The organism is Brevibacillus sp. HB1.1, from assembly GCF_013332445.1.
GTDB lineage: Bacteria > Bacillota > Bacilli > Brevibacillales > Brevibacillaceae > Brevibacillus > Brevibacillus porteri.
Window position 1 is genome coordinate 1 of the sequence record NZ_JABMIV010000022.1, and the last position, 17,966, is coordinate 17,966.

Consider the following 17,966-nt stretch of genomic DNA (forward strand, 5'->3'; position numbering starts at 1 on the left):
TGAGACGAAAAGCTGTATTCCCGATTACTTGTAAAAAGTAATGGAGAATGCAGTTTTTTTGTGTAATAAGTGTAACCGTGCAGAACGAATGCACGGTTTTTTTGTTTTCTTTTTTTGTCCCTCTATCATCCTCTACGCTAGAAACAATGGAGAGGAGGGGGAGAATGTCTATACATCCGTTACGACTGTTGGCTATATTGCTTCTCGCTACATGTATAGGTATAGCGTCTTACACCATTTTGAAACCACATCAGGTGACCTATATACAATTACGATCATCAGTAGAAAAAGAAAGTGGCCAATTACTGGAAGCGAAGGATATGGAGCCTTTGACATTGAGAGTGGGAGGGATTTTTCAACGACCCATTGCTCCAATTCCAGGCTTGATTCCATGGGAAGAAGGACAGAGTCTTGTCGGTTTAGCATTCACTCGTCACGTGAAGGGAGGTCGCCCGTTATTGCAAAGTGATTTGGAGCAAACAAGTAGTGCACAAGGCAGCGGGGTGATAACAGAAGAAATGACAGGTATGAGCATTCCCATAGACAATGTAGCAGGAGTTTCACCGCATGTATCAAGCGGAGAAAGGGTACACGTCTATGCTTCCTTTGAAGATGAGACAGGAGCACATTCTGGACTCCTATTGCAGAATATGCCGATCATTGGCATTCAACGCGAAATGGAAGGTGATCACCCCAATCTGGTAGCTGTTACTCTCTCCCTGACACGTGATGAGGCTGTTCTGCTAACACACGCACTTCATTATGGAAAAATCAGATTGGGCTTGGCCGCAATGAAGGATGGGGGAAATCCGGGAATAGGAGACGCAAAATTCGCTGCAGAGTTAATGAAGACGAAAACACGCTGGGGTATTCAAAAGGAGGAGCAGGAGTGAAAAGGCGTTTGCTCATAGTAGATGATGATCGAGATTCAGCTCGTTTGTTAACGGCTCAACTTATTAACAGCAGATGGGTAGAAGTGTGCGGGGAAGCACTCGGAGTGGAAGAGGCATGGGCAAAATTACAGGCAAACCAACCCCATTTGGTATTGCTCGGTGGTATAAAGGGAACGGAAAGAGGTGTGTTGTGTCAGCAATTTCGGCTAGCCTTTCCTCATCTTTCATTTATTGCTGCTTGCTCAAGCGATGAACTGATGTGGGAGCCGTTTTTCCGGAACTTAGGTTTATGGGTTATTGCCAAGCCCATTGAACCAGGGCAAATCGAAGCGTTAGCCATGATGATACAGCCTCAAGGCATGGGAGCAGAAGCTACGCCACAACAACATCAGTATGTAATCCAGGAACAAACCAAGAGCTATCCGAGCCAGACGCCTTCATTCTCCGAGCCGATTACAGATAGACAAGTCCCTGAAATGACTCGTTCCAAACAGCTTATTACTGTTTACGGTCCAAAAGGTGGCGTAGGAAAAACATTTATTTCTCGTGAGCTAGCGATTTTCTTTTCCATGCAAAAAAAAGAAGGTCTCCCATTGCGGGTAATTGCTGTTGACTTCAATCTGGATCTCGGTACATTTGCAACTACCTTAAATCTCCCTCGTACTCCTAATCTTTTTACGTGGGTAAAGGATCTTGATGCTCAGTTGCATTCGTTTATTCAGAGTCAAGGAAATGACCCTTATTCCATAAGCAGTGAGGAATGGCAGGAATACGCACAAGCCTTGCCGTTATCTCCACAACAAATCGAGAAATATGTGGTTGCTCATCCTGATACGGGATTGCATGTACTTACCTCCCCCCGTGATATTCGACAAAGCTTTGAAATCCGTGACTATCATTTATATCTGATTCTCGAAACGTTAAAACAAAGCGACTACGACGTCATTCTGATCGATACGGCTCCTGATACAACAGATGCAACGATTCAAGCTCTGTTTTTTGCAGAACATGTCGTGATGGTGGGAAATCCGGTGGTAGACTCCATTGAAAATATTCAACGATTGCTGAAACTGTTGAGAGAAGCAGAGTACCCTGAAGAACGCATTCAAATTTGCATGAATCGTTTGCAACGGAAAGAAATGTTTACCTTAGATGAAATTCGTGCCTACTTTCAACTTCACCCTAGCAAAAAAATCTTCTCAATACCTGACGATGTAGAAGTAAAAAAATCGATTAACACCGGAACGCCAGTCATGCTCCAGTCAGGGAGAATTCCGGCCAAGGAAGCCATTGAGACACTAGGAAAAGCACTGTTTCCTGTAGATGGGGAACAAGTTAAGGCTATTGGAAAAGAGAAACAAAAAGAGAAAACATCTCTCTTCAAGTGGTTATGGGGATAAGGGAGGGTATCATGTTCGATAAAAAACAGTTACTAGGCATTTCTAATCAAGTCCGCACAGCGCAAGAATTACGGTCAGCGGGGAGGGGAATGGCGGGAGTACCTTCGACGCTTCACGAAAAAATGCATGCCCCCGAACACGAGCGGACGAATGAAAAATGGGTCGGGACAGATAGGGAAACATCGATTCGTACCCAGATTGTTGAGAAATACGGAAAACGATTATGGGAGGAAAAGCAGTCCCCACTCTTTTTAGATGAGTTGATGACAGATCTTCGAATGCTGTTGGAGTCGCAAACGACACTGACATCCATACAAATGGAAGCAGAAGTAAAACGATTGCTGCATTCTTTGACGGGTTGGGGGCCATTAGATGCTTTGTTAGAGGATAACGACATTACGGAAATTCTTTTTCATCGCTATAACTATCTCGTCATTGAAAGAAAAAGTACTGGTCGTCTTGAATCGCCAGACATTGCTGTTTTTCGCGATGAGGAAGAGCTGCTGCGCTTATTGGAACAAATTGCAGCGACAATGGGGCGTGAGTTTAATGAAACAAAAGCAGAGCTGCATACACAGCTTCCGGACGGTTCCCGGGTTGCTGCTACGCATCGCTCTATTTCTCCCGATGGTCATATGCTCACGATCAGAAAACACCGTGAGTTATTCAGCGAGTCCGACTACTTGCGGTATGGTTCCATATGCGAGCCGATGCTTCTCTTTTTAAACAGAGCCGTCCGATTATCTCGTGCATCTGGCATTGTTAGTGGAGGAACAGGCTCAGGCAAGACACATATGCTCAATCTCATCTCCCAATATGTTCCTGATCATTTAAGTATTATTACGATCGAGGATGTTTTGGAGATGAAGCTTCAGCATCCTTTTGTGCGCAGATTTTTAGCGAAACCTGCGAATTATGAGGGGAAGGGTGGGTTTTCGATCAAGGATTGTGTTCGTTTGTCCTTGAGAAAAAGGCCGGATGTCATTATGGTCGGTGAGACACGAGGTGGCGAAATCGTAGATATGCTTTGGGCGATGAATACGGATCACCCTGGTAGCTGGAGCACAGCACATGCAAACTCACCGCGAGCTTTGGTCGATTCAACATTGCCCATTTTATTTGGAAAAGCAGATGAAGGGTATAGTGCTGAGGAGCGCAATTTAATGATCGGTTCAGCACTGGATCTGATTGTTCAAGTAAAACGTTTTGAAGAAGATGGCAGTCGCAAGGTGGTTGCGATAACGGAGGTAGTGGGGACGGGTCAATCGCATGAAGAATGGATAAAACGAGCTTGCAACATTAAACAGGTTCTCCCTGATCGGGTGTACTTACAGGATATTTACGTGTACGAAGCAACTGGGGTGGAGAATGGGAGAGTAAAGGGCCACTTCAAATGGACAGGCTATCGCCCAGAGCGACTGATTAAGCGATGGCTAGAGAAAGGCCTGTCACGAGAGGAGATTGAGCAAGTCTTTTTCACCACACCAATACCGCTATAGGAGGAGAAGGCATGGATATTAGCTTACCTATTGCGATAGGGATGGGGATGGCCATCCTGTTATTGATCATGCCCAACAAATTGTTTATGCGAGAACCGACGGGGAAGCACGAAATTGTAGAAGTCCTGCAACAGGACAGAAAAACAATTTGGAAGCAGTTTGAGGAGAGGTTGGCCAAATCGCGCTCAGGATGGGGGATAAACCAGTATGTGACCCTCTCTTTTTTATTGGGGATCGCGTCCTTTGGTGTGAGTAGTCAGATCCTACAGTCTTGGTGGATGGCATTGCCTGCTTTGCTGGCAGGGATTATGTTTACCGAACGGTTGGTGAGTGTATGGGGAGCTCGTCGAAAGGACGATTTCGAAGCAGGCAATGTAAAAGCGATTCGTCTCATGGCCAGTTCTTTACGTACTTCTCCATCGTATTTGCATGCGTTTGAACAGGTAGCGGCTAGTCCATTCTTATCAGAAATTGTATTAGAGGAATACAGGCGTATTGTAGAGCTATTGCGGGCACAAGTCCCGTTGGAGCACGTAATGAATCGATTCTTTGAACGTACAGGATCAGCAGATGTCAAATATTTAGCGACCATTGTTCACATTCAACGTGAGATGGGCGGAGATATGGCCAAAACGCTCGATTTGGCTGCCTCTTCGATATTGCGGCGCCGACAGTCGCTCCGTAGACAAAAAGCAGCAATGGCGCAGATCGTCGCACAAGTGAATTTACTAAGTGTCATGCCGTTTGTTTTTGTCATTGCGTTGTATGTGAATAATCCCAATCATTTCGACCCACTAACGGCCACAATAGGGGGGAGATTGCTTATTTTGGGAAGCTTGGCTTCTATTTTGATTGGGGGAGAAGCAATTCGTTATGTTGCGCATAAAAGCATAAGCAGGGGAGCATAGGAGAGGGTGCAATGTTCGTTCTCGTTATTAGTATATTGGTGAGTGTTGCTATATTTCTGTACGGTCTTCCGTCATGTGTGAGTAAGGAAGAACCATTCTCCGCCACGCTTTTGGGCAGGATTGATTCCGAGAAACAAGCCAAGCTTGAACAATCGTTTCAACATGAACGAAAAAGGTGGACACTGGTTCGAGGCTTGGAGAAAAATCAGGTACTGCTACAGCATTTTTACAAATGGACGGGTGTCGATAAGAAAAAAATAGAGGAAACATTGGCGCGTTTGGGGATCGAGATAAGCCTGACAGAGATTGTCTTGTTCCGGCTCATCAGTATGTGTTTCATAGCTTCATCTCTAGCTTCATTGGCAATAAGCATGGTTAACGGTGAAAGAATCGGTATGGTAAATGGTCTCCCCTTAACGTTTAGCTTATTTTTGTACTTGCTTCCAAACATGCTGCTAGATTGGGCGGACAAGCGGGCAAAAGCTGAAATTCGTGCGCAGGTTCCTATTTTTTTCAGCATTGTGCAATCACTGGTGGAAGCAGGCATGCCATTGCAGCAGGCTGTTAAGCAGACAGCGAGACGGTTTGATGCAAGACTGGGCAGAGAGCTTGCGAGCCTAGAAATGGGAGAGAAAAGGCATGGGAACTGGAGAAAGGCGCTTGAAGAGTTGGCCTTTCGGTGGGAGGTAGATTCGTTGACTACAATCGCGCTGGAGATGAACGAGGCGATGAAAAAAGGGGTTAGCCTATCACAAATGTTGTCTGTCCAAGTAGAGGAGCAAGTGAGACAACAAGAAGACGAAGCTGCTACCCATATGAATCGGTTAAATATCAGGTTATTGCCTTTTGTCATTTTGTTAATGGGTCTGCCGCTGTTGTTCTTGGTGATGGGTCCTGCATTCATTGGCATCGGAGAAAGCTTGTAGAAAAATTAGCGAATGTAAATATTTTTGCGAGAGGCACTGTCTTTTGGCAGAGTGAAAATAGAACCAAAATCTCAATGAGGAGTGAATGGAATGGGAGCCATCGCAGATTACGTCAAGCGTTTTTGGTATGAGGAGGACGGTGTTACGATCGTGGAAATGGTCATTATCATTGCCGTCATCTTGATTGTACTTATTCCGACACTGACACAACTAGGCACTGCCGAAGACGAGAAGCTGAAGGAACTGCAAGAAAAGATAAGCAAATGACAAACGTAGTCTTGCTGGGCGTGTTAGGAGCGGCAGCATGGACGGATTGGAGACGAAGAAAAATACCGAATACTCTTGTTTTTCCAGCGATTACTGTCGGCTTATGGTATCAGTGGGAAGGTGAATTATTAGCCGGAGCATTGTTAGGTGTGGCAGGAGCCTTTTTGTTGACAGTTGGTCCCGTAATCTTAAAAGGGATGGGGATGGGGGATCAAAAGTTGCTGATGGCTGTTGGTGCTTGGACGAGCTGGAGTGTGGTGTATTCTTTGTTTTTGCATTCCATCGTTTTGTGCCTGCTTGTTATGGTGTTCTATCCGCAAAATTGGGCTCGCTTATGCAACAATCTTCAAATCATAGCAGCCGGATGGTCAGCTCATCGACAAGTATGGCTTCCAGGCAGGGAAAAAACAGCCTTTTCATTCCCCTACGCGGTATATTTGCTGGTTGCTTTTGTGTTCCAATCCGTACGAGATGTCATCGGAGCAAGCGGATGATCACACGCATGGGACGAGTGATACGTGCGAGGGTGAAAGATGAGCGAGGCAGCCAAATGATTGAGTTTATTTTGGTGTTTCCTTTAGTTTGGATCTTGATCGTATTCTCCTTTGACCAATTCAGCATGATGTACAACAAGCAAAAGGCATTGGCGGCTGCGTATGAGGCAGGGAGAATTGCTGCAGTGCAGCCCAATTTCGGGTTGGCCAAATTCCATGCGAAAGAGCGAGGTACATCAGAATTAGAACAAGGTATCGGAGTCCTTCACAAAGATGTGCAGCTGGAGCTTGATGGGAACGGCTGGAGAAAAGGTAGTCATGTAAAAGCTGAAGCAACAGTTTCATTTCGGCTTCTCGCTACGGGGGAAATATACGAGATAACCGAAAGCTATCACATGATGGTTGAAAATGCGGAGGAGAAGCAATGAATGATCTGTTGCACCATTTTTTGTTTCGAGTGAAGGAAGAGCGCGGGGCAACCATGATTACTGTGCTCTTCTTTCTCTTCTGCTTAGGCAGCCTGCTCTCTATCCTGTTATTTTTGGAGCAGACAGATTATCTAAAAATGAAGATGCAACATACAGCAGATCTGATTACCAAAGGATCGCGTGCGGCTGGAAAATGGGAGTACGAGGATTCAAACGGTGATAAGCAAATCAGATTGTTTGCGACAACAGAAGAAGCAGAACGGCGTGATGCGGATATCATTCGCGGGGCACGTGAAGAAGCGGGGATTCTTTGGAGATTAAACAGGCCGAATCTGGAGGGGACAAGTGATGGGTTCTCTGTCATTCACCAAAAAGGTGAACGGCCTTATTTGTACTTGCAAGGAATCTATCATTTAGAAGTAAAGGTTGAAAAGAATATATCTGTATTTTGGGATGAGCTGTTTGTAAAAATGAACAGAGTCTCCCAGTCTGGAGTCTATGAATAAAGTCACAATTTTGAACAAAGGTACTGTTATTTTTGTCCTAATCCCGCATGGTAATTTAGTAGTATATTCCAGAAATGGGGATAGGAGTGAGATGACAGTGCCTTCAAAAATAGTCGATCGGTACAAACGAATTCTTAACGGAGAGCAAAAGCGTTTTTCCCCGTATGAGTTCGAAGATGTGCAGTACCGTAAGCAAAAAGTCCAGTTAGTTGTCAGATATGCGATTGAAAATGTGAAAAGATGGACGCCAGAGCAGGCGCGGCGTGAATTGAGCTTGCAAGATGTTAAAGAATTGAAGCTGCATTTAGTAAGGGAATTTATTGAACCGCCTATCGAGGCAAAGGCTGAGGATGTGTATTATTTCGTCGAATTTGCTTATCCGTATTTACCTCGGCTTTCAGAAGAGCAACGAGTGCTATGGGTTTACCATGAAGTGCTTTCAGGCATAAGACGTCATTTTCCCCCATCTTATTTTCAGAGCATAAAGGGTGAGGAACGGGCAAAAATATGCGTCGACTATATGTGCAGGCATCTACTAAAGCTGACAGATTTGCGTCAACTGCCAAGTATCTTCAGCAAAACAGAGAGAGCATATACGCTCCTGAAAACATATAAACTCAAGATTCTCGTCGATACACTCTACTTTTCACCATTTGATATGGTCACTGAAATGTATCCCGAACTTAGTGATCCCTCTTATTGGGAAGAGTTATAAAAATATTTGCACAACCCTGCTGTCTTTTTTTACGGTAGAGATAGTTTCATAGGCTTATAAGCAGATGAAACGGCCGTACTCTACAGGTGAGAGAAGGAGGCGTTGCGTATGGCAACAGTAGAGGCTCACCAGAAATGCTCTGCATCCGTGGAGCAGCTTCTAGGGCGACAAGTACGCTACCAGAAGCACAAACCCGGCAGGTATCTTTCAGTGGAAAGAGTTCCGCAGGGAGCGTTCCAGATCGAATCTGTACATCGATTTGGAGACAGAGTAGTACTCAATGACGGACTGATTGTAATGGAGAATGCTCCAACCGTCATGGAGCGCGGGGGAAGGATCGCTCTTCTTTTCGCGACCGGAGAAGAACTTTACTTTGTAACTGAGTAGGTTCTCTGAATCGCCTTGCACGGGTGCGTGTGAGGCGACCCATAAAGTGAAATGCCTGGTTTATCAGGCTAAATAAGATTCGACGAGTCGAGAATGCTGTTGGAGAATATCTATTGCTCTATAAAAAGGAAAATGGGGGTATTTTGACGTGTTGGCAAAGAGTGCAATCGAATTAGTCAACCGCTGCTATGAGGAGACAAACAAGCTGACATTGTTGTCATTGGAAGAGTTTAAGGAATCCTTTATTGCTTTTGTTTTTGGAGATTACCAGGAAGAGTTTATGGTTCAGTATGATCTGGAAGAGTTTTATGAGCATCTGAATCAGCTTCAGTTATCGAATTGCCGGAGAGATTTTGATCGAGCAGTTGAGGAATGGTACATCACAGAGTATGGAAGCGGGTATAAAGGCGTCAGTTATCATGACATTTTGTTTACGCTAGTAAAGGAAGCAGTCGTTCAATACCAATCGCCCAATCGGATAGCACTCATCCGGGACGTAACCAAGCTCCTTACTATGCCAAATGGATTCCTTGCCCGTTGGCAAAATGGGCAGATACGTGAGCGTTCCATCCCCACATATTTTAAATACTTGATGAAGCTTGGAGTACGTACACATGAAGATATTGAAACGTTGGTAGACATGTGGCTGGTAGAGTACCCAAACGCATTTAATAAAAAGCAGCAGGAGCTATTTGCCAATCCACCGAGAAGAGGAAGACCTAACAACGTCGAGCTCGCTCTGTTAATCGAGCTAGCCATGAAAGTGAGACCAGAAATGACAGCTCAGGAACGAGAGCGGCTGCGCAAAATATACTATTATCATCGCAAGTCCCTCACTGTTCGAGAGATGGTTGAGAAATTTGAGAAATACATTGCCAGTAAAAATAAATCAAATGATTCCCAGGTGGGATAATCATGTTTCACCAAATGAGCCGCTTTGTCTCCAGGTTCCGAGATTTGGAGCAACAGGAGTTTTCACAGTCAATTGAGGAAGAGCGGCATTGGAGAGTGCTTAAAGAAAAGCTTGCTTTGCCACAAATAGTTGAGCAACAGGAGTCGTATCAGCGTAAATGTATTGCTGTTATGAGTTTGTATGCACAGGCTGGAGCTAGTTTTCTTGCAAGTAACCTAGCGTATGCATGGTCAGGAAAAGGCATTCCTGTCACCCTTTGCGAGTTACCAAAAGTGACTTCCTATTATTATTTTGCACTTGATTTTGAACGTAGAGTTCGACAACAAGTAAGAGATTCTCCTACACCATCGCTCCTCATGCAGAATAACCATCTTCGCATCCAGATAGATTCCCCAGCACAACTTCAGCACGAATCTTCTCAAACAGATACAGCCAACTGGTTACTACGGATTTGTAAGGATAGTCCCATTGTTGTCATTGATGTTTCTTCCTACTGGAATGATCTCTATTCTAAACAAATTTTTGAGCATGCCGACGAAATATGGGTAGTATTTGATGCAGATTTGGCTAGACTTACCCGTTTGTTCCTGGTAGATCAAGCCCCTGCTTGGTGGAAGACAGAAAGAAGAAAAATAAAAATGATAGCAAACAAGTGGAATAGCCAATTGTCTCGGACAAGCGTCATGAAAAAAGTAGAAGGAACGCTCTCATTATGGGATCAGCAGCCTGGAGCTGCACAGGTAACTGACATGATTCCGTTGATGGATGGAGAGAAAACAGCAATGGCAAGTGCTAAAGCCAACCTACTATTGGAGCTTTTCCCAGAGGAAGAGATTGAGTTTCAGTCATTGATTCATGCTTATAAAGGAAGGATGTTATGAAGAAGCAAACATTGCTTGTCATTTGCTTAATTTCGTTTCTGCTAGCAGGGTCGTCCTTTTATGCAGCCACTCAGTATATTGACGCGATGGCTGCGGAAAAGCTGTTTGCCCCAGTTGTAAAAGTAGCTGCAGGGAAAGAAATATCAGCCTTCGAGCCGATTACACAAGATGATGTGATACTTGTACAGGAAGAAGTGGATGAAATTCTTCCAGGCTCAGCGCGTGATTTGGATACTGTTCTGGGGAAAAGGAGCACGCAGACTATATATGAAGGCGAACAATTATTAGTGGAAAAGCTGACAGATACGCAGCTTTTACCAGAAAAAGGGGAGGCGCGCTACGAGTTCCCCCTACTATCCATTCATCCTTTAACGGAATTACGCAAAGGCGATCATGTGAAAATTTGGGTCAAATACAAGAATCTCTCGGAGCTGCAAGACTATCCTGCACCACTGCATTTTCGAAAAACCAATGATACGGCAGATTTGTTATTTGAAAGTCAGCTTGCAAGCGTGAGGGACAGTAATGGTATTGAGATCTATACATTAAAGCCGAGCTTGTTGCCATCGCCTGATCAGATGGATTCCATCTTTCATGGATCACGAGAAAAGCCGTTGCAGAATGGCGAAAAACGATATCGTGACTACCGGGTTCAGCCAACAGCACTACCAGCTTTTATCGGCTTTAATTTGACAGACGAGGAGTATGTGATAGTAAGCGAGGCAATGTCATATGGGATGCTTCAGGTAGGTCATATCATGGGTTCAAAGGAGCAAGCGTCATGAAAATTTTAGTTTGTTATCCGATGAAGTCACTCGCCAAGACGTATATGCCTGTGTACAGTGATGTACTGGTAGCTGAGTCGGCGGAGGAGTTTTCGCGGCTTGTGCAGCTTTATATGCCAGAAGCTACCGTGATCTTTTCTGAAATGTTCACCTCTCCCGTTTGGGAATGGCTTCCGGCTCTGAAAGCACAGCTCCCGCCTAACTCACCGTTAATTATTGTTCCTCTCTATCGGGATGAGAAGATGATTGAGAAGGTAGCGGAGGAGTCTGAGCTAGAGCATGTATACCTGTTATCAGCTCATTTATCTCAAGAAGAAATACGCCATCAAATCAGTCTGATTCTAGGCCTTGTGCAAGAGTGTGCAGATATCGGATCGTCAAAAGAAAAGGGGCTGGTTTACGCTTTATTGAGCTACGGAGCTTCTGGCATTACTACCTTTTGTATTAATTATCCTGTCATACTAGCGAGACAGCATCCTGAAAAGCGAATTGTCGTACTTGATATGAATGACGCTAAGCCGGATTTAACACGTTTCTTCAAACTCCAACAACATCAATTATCTTCATTTCGTCCTGACTTTATCGATATACAAACAACTGCCAAGCGTAACTGGAGCAAAGTCTGCAAACAGAGCGTACACTTGCCTAATCTGTATTACGCACATGCTGCTAGCAAATGGAAAAGCTCAGAATTAAGCAATCTAATTAATGTGTTTCGCATGCAATTTGACTTTGTCTACGTCGATTGGGGTTACTGCTTTCCTGAGTCTGAAACTCTACAGCGATTGCTTCATACCGTTGACCGCAATCTTTTATTCGTGAGAGCTGATCCCTTTAGTATCGATAGTGCCAGAGAGTGGCTGCATAAATGGAGAGAAAGAGGAGTGAAATGCGAGGTTCTGCTCAGTCATTTAGAGCCTGGGCAACCCTTTCGAATCGGGGAGGATGTTTCGGTCTACGGTGTAGTACCACGAATTTCGGAGAGCAGGCTCAATCAATCTCATCAGAGCTGCAGTGTATTAATAGAAGAGTTTTTCCCTCCCAAATCCTACATCAGCAGTTTGAAGGAAATTGCTAAGGCACAATATATGGATAAAAGTGCGGTGTTTTGCTGATGAGAGGGATAGAACGGGAACAACCAGTTGGATCGGGCATCCAAACTATCGAGGACATTAAACAAGCAGCAAGAGATTATTTAAATCATTTTGGCAAAACGCGAGAAGAGAAGCTAGAGATGCAGCGAATTCTCGCTTTGGCAGAACAGGGAGATCGTGATAGTCACAACCATATTATTCTTCGTTTGCAGCATTATTTTGAGGAAGTCCTCCAACGACCAGTAACCGAACAAATTTTGCCGCATGTCAACGGTTACGAAGGGCTCACCTTTTCTACATACGGGTGGGGCATACTCGATGCGGTCCTCCATTTGTCTCCGTGGGTAGAGGAAGTGCGAATTTCTGCAAACCGCAACATTGCCTACTTGGAGCAAGGGGTCAAAAAATTTCTCTCTTACACACCAAGCTGGAAAGAGGTTGAAACCCTCCAACAAAAGTTGACCAATACAGCGGGGCTATCTTTTAACGAGAAAAAACCTAGATTGAGCGGATACTTACATTCACTAAAAGCGAGATTGACTATGTTTACTTTCCCTTATTCCAGAGTACCGACCATTCTGGTTAGACGATTTACAACGCCTACCTTTTCACTCGACCAACTTCGTACACAGCAACAGCCAGCCTTCGACGAAAGAATTCAATGGCTAATGGAACAGCAAGTGTACGGACGCAGCAATGTACTGGTTATTGGACCGATGGCTGCAGGGAAAACAACATTGATGATGTGTATGATGAAGCTGAAGGACCCTCGGACAGAATATGTCACGATCTTTGAAAGTGAACATGAGATGCGATTTGGTGATATTTGGCCAGGTGAAGTGATTGAACTCCAAAACGTGGAGGAAATCGGTATTGAATTAGAGCATTGCTTCAAAGACATGTACCGATCAACCGCAAATACGATTTTGATTGGAGAAATTCGCGAGCCTATAGAAGCGTACCATTTTATAAATGCCGGAATCAGAGGGACGGACGCTACAATCGGAGCGATGCACGAACGATTTGCGCATAGAGCGTTACATGATTTGACCGATCTTGTTTATCAATACGGAGGGCGGAGTGTCGAATTGACCCAGGAGCGGATTAGCAGGGCAGTCAATTTTGTCAATTCGCTTACATACCGCAACAGTGGTCACCGTTTTATTGATGCCATTCATACGACGGAGTGGAATTCATCTTTTAACCGAGTGGAATCTATTCCACTAGTAGGTCGCAACATGCAGACGGGAGCTTATGAATGGACGGGAAATCAACTGAGCCCACATTTAGTTGAATACATGTGTTACGTCGGCAAAGCAGACATTGAAGTGTTGAAAGAGCTACGTCTTACCGATATAGGTAGGCAGCTATGATTTACACATTTCTTTTCCCAGTGTTTCTATGTCTCTTCTCTGGCTTTCTGTTCCTCGGCTTACACCTGTATAAGGGATGGAGAAGTCCACGCGTATTCTTCCCGCGTACAGTTGAGGTATGGAGAGAGAAATTTTTAAGGCATTCAACCCAGCGCATGATGTATGAACATTGTGAGCGTTGGTGTCAAATCGTGGGAGGTACACCAGAAGGGTACTTATTACTATCCATGATTGGCGGGATAACGGGATTCATCTCGGGTATTTTGTTAGGAAATATGATTGTATCCTTGTCGCTTTTTCTCTTATTCTTCTTGCTGCCAACACTGATTCTATACGCACGCTATACCGTACAAATGAATAAAAAAATCAGCTCCTTCTGTCGATTCGTAGAGTTGTTTGCCCGTTATTATAACAGTCGCAAAAACATCGTCCTTACCTTTCGCGAAATGATAGAGGAATGCCCCAAAGAGTTATTACCTGACCTCCTTCTGCTAAACAATAGCCTTTCGGATGGGGGAAACTCGGTTGCGGCAGTAGAACAATTTGCGAAGAGACTGGACCATCCGTGGGCTTTTGATTTTGCAACGTATATTTCCAGCGGTTTAGAAGGAGAAACAGAAGATATTCAATCACCTTTAAACCGGTTAACGAATGAGATGTTTGTACAACAAGATGAAAAGCATGAGCGTGATAGTGAAATATACTCCATTTGGATCAGCCTGCTTATCGTCATAGCGATTTGCATTTGTTTGATCCCCTACAACCAGGGGTTGCTTCAAGATTCCTATCGTCTCTATTTCTACACGCCAGATGGACAGGCCATATTAGCAATTGCGGCGACTGTGTGGACTTTTTCGATCCTGTTGGCGTTTATTTGGGGAAGGAGATATCGCTAATGCCAATGCTAGTCATGTATACCTACCTTGGGTTAGGCGCTCTATTTGTTTTTAGTGCGACGTTTATGATCGGAAAGTATTTGTTTCACAAGCAAAAGCCGAAGCTATTTGTTTCCGGGGCGTGGTGGGGAAAGTGGGAGCAGGCACTCAAGCCTGACGAAGACGACAAATGGGATCAGTTACTATCACGAGCAGGAAGGCCTTTTGGATGGGGAAAACCGGAGTGGGTGTTTCTGCAATTGTTGACTGGAAGTACCGTTTGCATCCTGATTCTTATGTGGGTCGTCGTGAGTCGAATGGAATCATTTCCACTTCTGTCGATGTGCCTGGCATCTGCAGGGAGTTACATGCTTCCGTACATGGGCTTGAAGATGTGGGCAAATCACAGGGAGGATATGCTGAGCACAGATATCGCCAGATTTATCAATCGCTATGTGACTCTTCTAGAAAATCAGGTGCCCATTTACAATGCCATGGTCAAGGCAGCAAGACCGACTAGAAAGCTAAAGGAGTATATCCCTACTTTATCTGAGTGGAACAGGGACTCTAAAGAAGCACTTGAGAGCTTTAAACGCAAGATTGGCGTCGACGACGGAATTATCCTCGTATCGAGCATGCGTACAATTGAAACGCTGAGCGAAGGACAAGTAAGTGCAACTATGCAACGAATGGAGTGGGCTGTCGATCATCGACGAATGTTCCGTCATCGAAAAAAGATAAAGTCTTTGGGGATCGGCTACACGGTTATTGTCTACCCGGCATTTTACATGGGATTATTGGTCGCCATGTTTCCCTGGTACAAGCTGCTTACAGAAATTCTGGATAAATATTTGATCTGAGGAGGAGAAAACTCATGACCAAGCTATTATCTATCATCATGTGCATCGTTTTCTCTTTAGGAATAATCGTTTCTAGCTTGTCCGAAATAAACACATTGGTAGTGAGAGAAGACGGGCTGAGAGATCGAGCAGTTGGGTGGATCGACAAAGCCATACCTTAAATCACGTAAGAGAAAAGGGGAAATTCGAGATGTCGAAAATGTTTTTTATATTTTTAGCATGCGTCATGGTGTTAGGGATCGGTGTCAGCAGCTATGGCAATGAGTTAAGCCCGGCGGCAAACGATTCTGCCGAGAGCATTAACCAATCCATCACATCGCTGAATTACGATACCCGAAATGAAAACATCAACTTCAGGATGCAAAACGGCACATCTTATACATCGTCAAAGTGATGCTGCACATCCACGTTCTTCTCATCATTTCGATTATGGTAGGGAGTTTGTGCGCGGTACTTTGGAATCTCCAGCCAGAGGAGCAGCTTAAACAGACACAAAAAGAAAGGGTGTATCGAGCAGCGACGGTCATCTTCCATTAAAGAGGAGTTGGCGTTTCTAAAACGATGGTGAAAGCAAAAGTCTTTCTTATTTGTCTACTGGTCCTTCTATTGGTCACTTCCGCATTGGGAGCTTACCACTTGTACGCAATGGAAAGGGCGATTGCCCGTGGAATCTATGCTGACTTACTGGATGATATGCAGGACATCGGGTATTTGGAGCCGACGTTAGCAGATTACTATCTTCTGAAAATGAAAGAACTGGGTTGGGAAGTGACAGAGGATGCGTTTGCTGGGAGCTGGCCTCGAACTGAGAGCGAGCGAGCTCGCAAAGAGCGGCAGGAGGCGATTACCTTGTCGGTTACCATCCAGCCTTCAAAAGTGACCCAATGGCTGCACAAATTTGTGGAGGGGGATACATCCTTTTCCTTTACGGGAAGCCGGCCGTCCGAATACTTTGATCCAGGGTGGTAGTACATGAATAAAATGATTAGCATTTTGGCTGTAATGGCTATTGTTTTGCCTTTGACGGTAGGCTTGCTTCTCACCGGGCCGCAAAATCTCCTTTCGGCATGCACGCAGTTTTTCGGTGATTTGCTCGCTGAAGTCACGCGTTTTGGTACAGGCTAATGGGTCAATTAATCGCTGTGATTCTGAACATTATGGTTATGCTACTCGTTCCATTAGGACTTTTACAGGTACATACGGTTGTTCAGGCCAGAAACGAATTATTGGAAGTGAGCGCGGCCGCTACAAAATACGTCAGCAACCACGGGGGGACGAGTGAAGCCAACTTGCAACAAGAGGTTCGGGCATTGATCACTCGGGAGCTGAGGGAGAAAAAGTTTTCCGTGTCAGATCAGGACCTGTCTGTCAGTGTCACTCGTACTCGTTCACTTGATCCCGTCCTATGGAGCCATGAAGATGAATTTGTTGTGGAGCTGGCAATTCCATACCCCCGCTTTACCTCATGGATTCCAATGCCGGCTGATTCCTTGCAAGTTCAAAGAATAGGTACAGTTAACATCATGGACTACGATCTGTAAAAGCTCCCGTTAGGAGGCTATCGTTACGGGTATTAACATCTTATCCATTTCTACGATGCTGTTCTTTTTGCTGGTAGGTATGTTTATTGTCGATGCAGACATCGCCATGCAGAAAAAAACAGAAGTGAAGATACTCCTGGAGTTGTCTAATCATCACGCCACCTTTGCTGTTGATCCTGTATTGAAAACAGAGGGTGTGATTGATCTGCTCGAAGACGAGGCTCTTGAACGTTTTGATGAAAGAATGTACGAGAACGGTGGATACCGTCGTGAGCAAGCCATGTTCGTCCCTCAAGCAGACAGTGTGACCACTGATCCCATTCCTTTCTCGCGCTATTATGTGGATTTCCGTTCGTGGCGCCATGACCTCCAATTACGCCTACAGTATAATGGGACAACCCTCGTGACAGAGAGAGCAACGGAAGGGCCAGCTCGTCCGGGAGGTGGCATGCTACAGATTACCGTCGTAACTGAGCAGGGGGAGGAGCTGCAGCTCGCACCGAAAACAATGGTCGGTCCATCCCATGTAGTAGTTGCCTACATCGACGAGCAACCGTTTCTGCCAATGCTGCCTCCACATTCGTTTCCAGTCGTATCTGTAGAAGAACTGAAAGATTAGTCAGACTTATTTACAAATTGCAAATTCTTCTGGTACTATGTAGGAAAGTGCTTACCCAGCTTGCGATTGTGAGGAAGTCGCTCTCCGAACATCCCGTTTGCCGGTCCGTTAAGCATAGTAAAAGTGGGGTTATTGATTTGTTTGATAAAGATACCATTTATATCGTAGGCGATGCACAGTCCTCTTCGAACAATCCGATTACACAGCAATTCAGTGCTTTTTTTATCGGATTGGTTGTCGATACTTCCAACGACAAGATCGTAGATGCGGCCTGTTCCTCCACGGTTCAACTGACGTCTGACTTTGCTCGGTCGATCTTTATCGGTCATTCTATTATGGCGTCGGAGGAAATTGGTGAAGAGATTCGCTTTCGGTATTTTGGATCTTCCCAAAAAACATTGATCGCAGCGTTCAAGGACGCGCAAAAGAAGTACAAACAAGCAGTTTCCACGAGAAATAAAGCCACAGTCACCAAATGAATACACCCGCTGCTTTATTTATTCGTATGCACGGCATACACGTAAGTATAACCCAGCAAATGCCATGATCGCGTGCATTTGCTGGGTTTTTTGCTTATTACGAGAGTTCAGTCACTGCCACCA

25 protein-coding genes are annotated in these 17,966 nt (G+C 44.8%); all 25 read left to right on the forward strand.

The annotated features are described in order from the left end of the window. Positions 1-164: 164 nt before the first annotated feature. The 25 genes from cpaB to HPY27_RS29385 all read left to right on the forward strand — a co-directional run bounded on the left by cpaB (position 165) and on the right by HPY27_RS29385 (position 17,843). Complete coding sequence (gene cpaB / locus HPY27_RS29265) at positions 165-893, forward strand: Flp pilus assembly protein CpaB (RefSeq protein WP_174226557.1); 729 nt, start codon at positions 165-167, stop codon at positions 891-893. Next, on the forward strand, positions 890-2,293 hold the full coding sequence (locus HPY27_RS29270) for a CpaE/TadZ family protein (RefSeq protein WP_017246978.1): 1,404 nt from the start codon (positions 890-892) through the stop codon (positions 2,291-2,293). Before cpaB ends, HPY27_RS29270 begins: the two co-directional genes overlap by 4 nt. An 11-nt stretch (positions 2,294-2,304) precedes the next feature. Then, a complete protein-coding gene (locus HPY27_RS29275; RefSeq protein ID WP_017246979.1) occupies positions 2,305-3,792 on the forward strand; it encodes a TadA family conjugal transfer-associated ATPase in 1,488 nt (495 codons plus the stop codon). An 11-nt stretch (positions 3,793-3,803) separates the two neighbouring features. Beyond that, complete coding sequence (locus tag HPY27_RS29280) at positions 3,804-4,700, forward strand: type II secretion system F family protein (RefSeq protein WP_173624473.1); 897 nt, start codon at positions 3,804-3,806, stop codon at positions 4,698-4,700. A gap of 11 nt (positions 4,701-4,711) precedes the next feature. Beyond that, positions 4,712-5,626, forward strand: coding sequence for a type II secretion system F family protein (locus tag HPY27_RS29285; protein ID WP_174226558.1), 915 nt, complete (start codon positions 4,712-4,714; stop codon positions 5,624-5,626). 90 nt (positions 5,627-5,716) lie between these two features. After that, a complete protein-coding gene (locus HPY27_RS29290) occupies positions 5,717-5,893 on the forward strand; it encodes a hypothetical protein (RefSeq protein ID WP_017246982.1) in 177 nt (58 codons plus the stop codon). Then, positions 5,890-6,387: an A24 family peptidase gene (locus HPY27_RS29295; RefSeq protein ID WP_173624471.1), complete on the forward strand. Its 498-nt coding sequence runs from the start codon at positions 5,890-5,892 to the stop codon at positions 6,385-6,387. The genes HPY27_RS29290 and HPY27_RS29295 overlap by 4 nt, the downstream gene beginning before the upstream one ends. Further along, complete coding sequence (locus HPY27_RS29300; protein WP_173624470.1) at positions 6,384-6,815, forward strand: TadE/TadG family type IV pilus assembly protein; 432 nt, start codon at positions 6,384-6,386, stop codon at positions 6,813-6,815. The genes HPY27_RS29295 and HPY27_RS29300 overlap by 4 nt, the downstream gene beginning before the upstream one ends. Then, on the forward strand, positions 6,812-7,321 hold the full coding sequence (locus HPY27_RS29305) for a hypothetical protein (RefSeq protein WP_017246985.1): 510 nt from the start codon (positions 6,812-6,814) through the stop codon (positions 7,319-7,321). The genes HPY27_RS29300 and HPY27_RS29305 overlap by 4 nt, the downstream gene beginning before the upstream one ends. A 97-nt stretch (positions 7,322-7,418) precedes the next feature. Further along, entirely contained in the window at positions 7,419-8,036 is a 618-nt protein-coding gene (locus HPY27_RS29310; protein WP_026042923.1) for a DUF4046 domain-containing protein, read from the forward strand. 108 nt (positions 8,037-8,144) lie between these two features. Beyond that, positions 8,145-8,423: a hypothetical protein gene (locus HPY27_RS29315; RefSeq protein ID WP_017246987.1), complete on the forward strand. Its 279-nt coding sequence runs from the start codon at positions 8,145-8,147 to the stop codon at positions 8,421-8,423. Positions 8,424-8,571: 148 nt separating this feature from the next. Further along, the gene (locus HPY27_RS29320; protein ID WP_174226559.1) at positions 8,572-9,336 is read left to right on the forward strand and encodes a hypothetical protein; all 765 of its coding nucleotides are present in this window, start codon (positions 8,572-8,574) and stop codon (positions 9,334-9,336) included. Positions 9,337-9,338: 2 nt separating this feature from the next. Continuing rightward, positions 9,339-10,217 carry a CpaE/TadZ family protein gene (locus tag HPY27_RS29325; protein WP_017246989.1) on the forward strand — a complete coding sequence of 293 codons (879 nt, stop codon included), beginning with the start codon at positions 9,339-9,341 and terminating at the stop codon, positions 10,215-10,217. Continuing rightward, positions 10,214-11,002, forward strand: coding sequence for an SAF domain-containing protein (locus tag HPY27_RS29330; RefSeq protein ID WP_017246990.1), 789 nt, complete (start codon positions 10,214-10,216; stop codon positions 11,000-11,002). Before HPY27_RS29325 ends, HPY27_RS29330 begins: the two co-directional genes overlap by 4 nt. Next, complete coding sequence (locus HPY27_RS29335; protein ID WP_017246991.1) at positions 10,999-12,117, forward strand: hypothetical protein; 1,119 nt, start codon at positions 10,999-11,001, stop codon at positions 12,115-12,117. Before HPY27_RS29330 ends, HPY27_RS29335 begins: the two co-directional genes overlap by 4 nt. After that, positions 12,117-13,469: an ATPase, T2SS/T4P/T4SS family gene (locus tag HPY27_RS29340; RefSeq protein ID WP_069853015.1), complete on the forward strand. Its 1,353-nt coding sequence runs from the start codon at positions 12,117-12,119 to the stop codon at positions 13,467-13,469. The genes HPY27_RS29335 and HPY27_RS29340 overlap by 1 nt, the downstream gene beginning before the upstream one ends. Positions 13,470-13,660: 191 nt before the next feature. Then, complete coding sequence (locus tag HPY27_RS29345; protein WP_254613031.1) at positions 13,661-14,365, forward strand: hypothetical protein; 705 nt, start codon at positions 13,661-13,663, stop codon at positions 14,363-14,365. After that, a complete protein-coding gene (locus HPY27_RS29350) occupies positions 14,365-15,204 on the forward strand; it encodes a hypothetical protein (RefSeq protein ID WP_174226561.1) in 840 nt (279 codons plus the stop codon). Before HPY27_RS29345 ends, HPY27_RS29350 begins: the two co-directional genes overlap by 1 nt. Before the next feature lie 14 nt (positions 15,205-15,218). Beyond that, positions 15,219-15,365, forward strand: coding sequence for a hypothetical protein (locus HPY27_RS29355; RefSeq protein ID WP_174226562.1), 147 nt, complete (start codon positions 15,219-15,221; stop codon positions 15,363-15,365). Between the two features lie 29 nt (positions 15,366-15,394). Further along, positions 15,395-15,598 carry a hypothetical protein gene (locus HPY27_RS29360; RefSeq protein WP_016738853.1) on the forward strand — a complete coding sequence of 68 codons (204 nt, stop codon included), beginning with the start codon at positions 15,395-15,397 and terminating at the stop codon, positions 15,596-15,598. 251 nt (positions 15,599-15,849) lie between these two features. Further along, on the forward strand, positions 15,850-16,173 hold the full coding sequence (locus HPY27_RS29365; RefSeq protein WP_232030497.1) for a hypothetical protein: 324 nt from the start codon (positions 15,850-15,852) through the stop codon (positions 16,171-16,173). Positions 16,174-16,176: 3 nt separating this feature from the next. Further along, positions 16,177-16,329: a hypothetical protein gene (locus tag HPY27_RS29370; protein WP_007725191.1), complete on the forward strand. Its 153-nt coding sequence runs from the start codon at positions 16,177-16,179 to the stop codon at positions 16,327-16,329. Then, positions 16,329-16,745, forward strand: coding sequence for a hypothetical protein (locus HPY27_RS29375; RefSeq protein WP_069853008.1), 417 nt, complete (start codon positions 16,329-16,331; stop codon positions 16,743-16,745). The genes HPY27_RS29370 and HPY27_RS29375 overlap by 1 nt, the downstream gene beginning before the upstream one ends. Before the next feature lie 55 nt (positions 16,746-16,800). Next, the gene (locus HPY27_RS29380; RefSeq protein WP_017246998.1) at positions 16,801-17,364 is read left to right on the forward strand and encodes a hypothetical protein; all 564 of its coding nucleotides are present in this window, start codon (positions 16,801-16,803) and stop codon (positions 17,362-17,364) included. A 137-nt stretch (positions 17,365-17,501) separates the two neighbouring features. Then, on the forward strand, positions 17,502-17,843 hold the full coding sequence (locus tag HPY27_RS29385; RefSeq protein WP_012683929.1) for a DUF3870 domain-containing protein: 342 nt from the start codon (positions 17,502-17,504) through the stop codon (positions 17,841-17,843). The last annotated feature ends 123 nt before the right edge of the window (positions 17,844-17,966 follow it).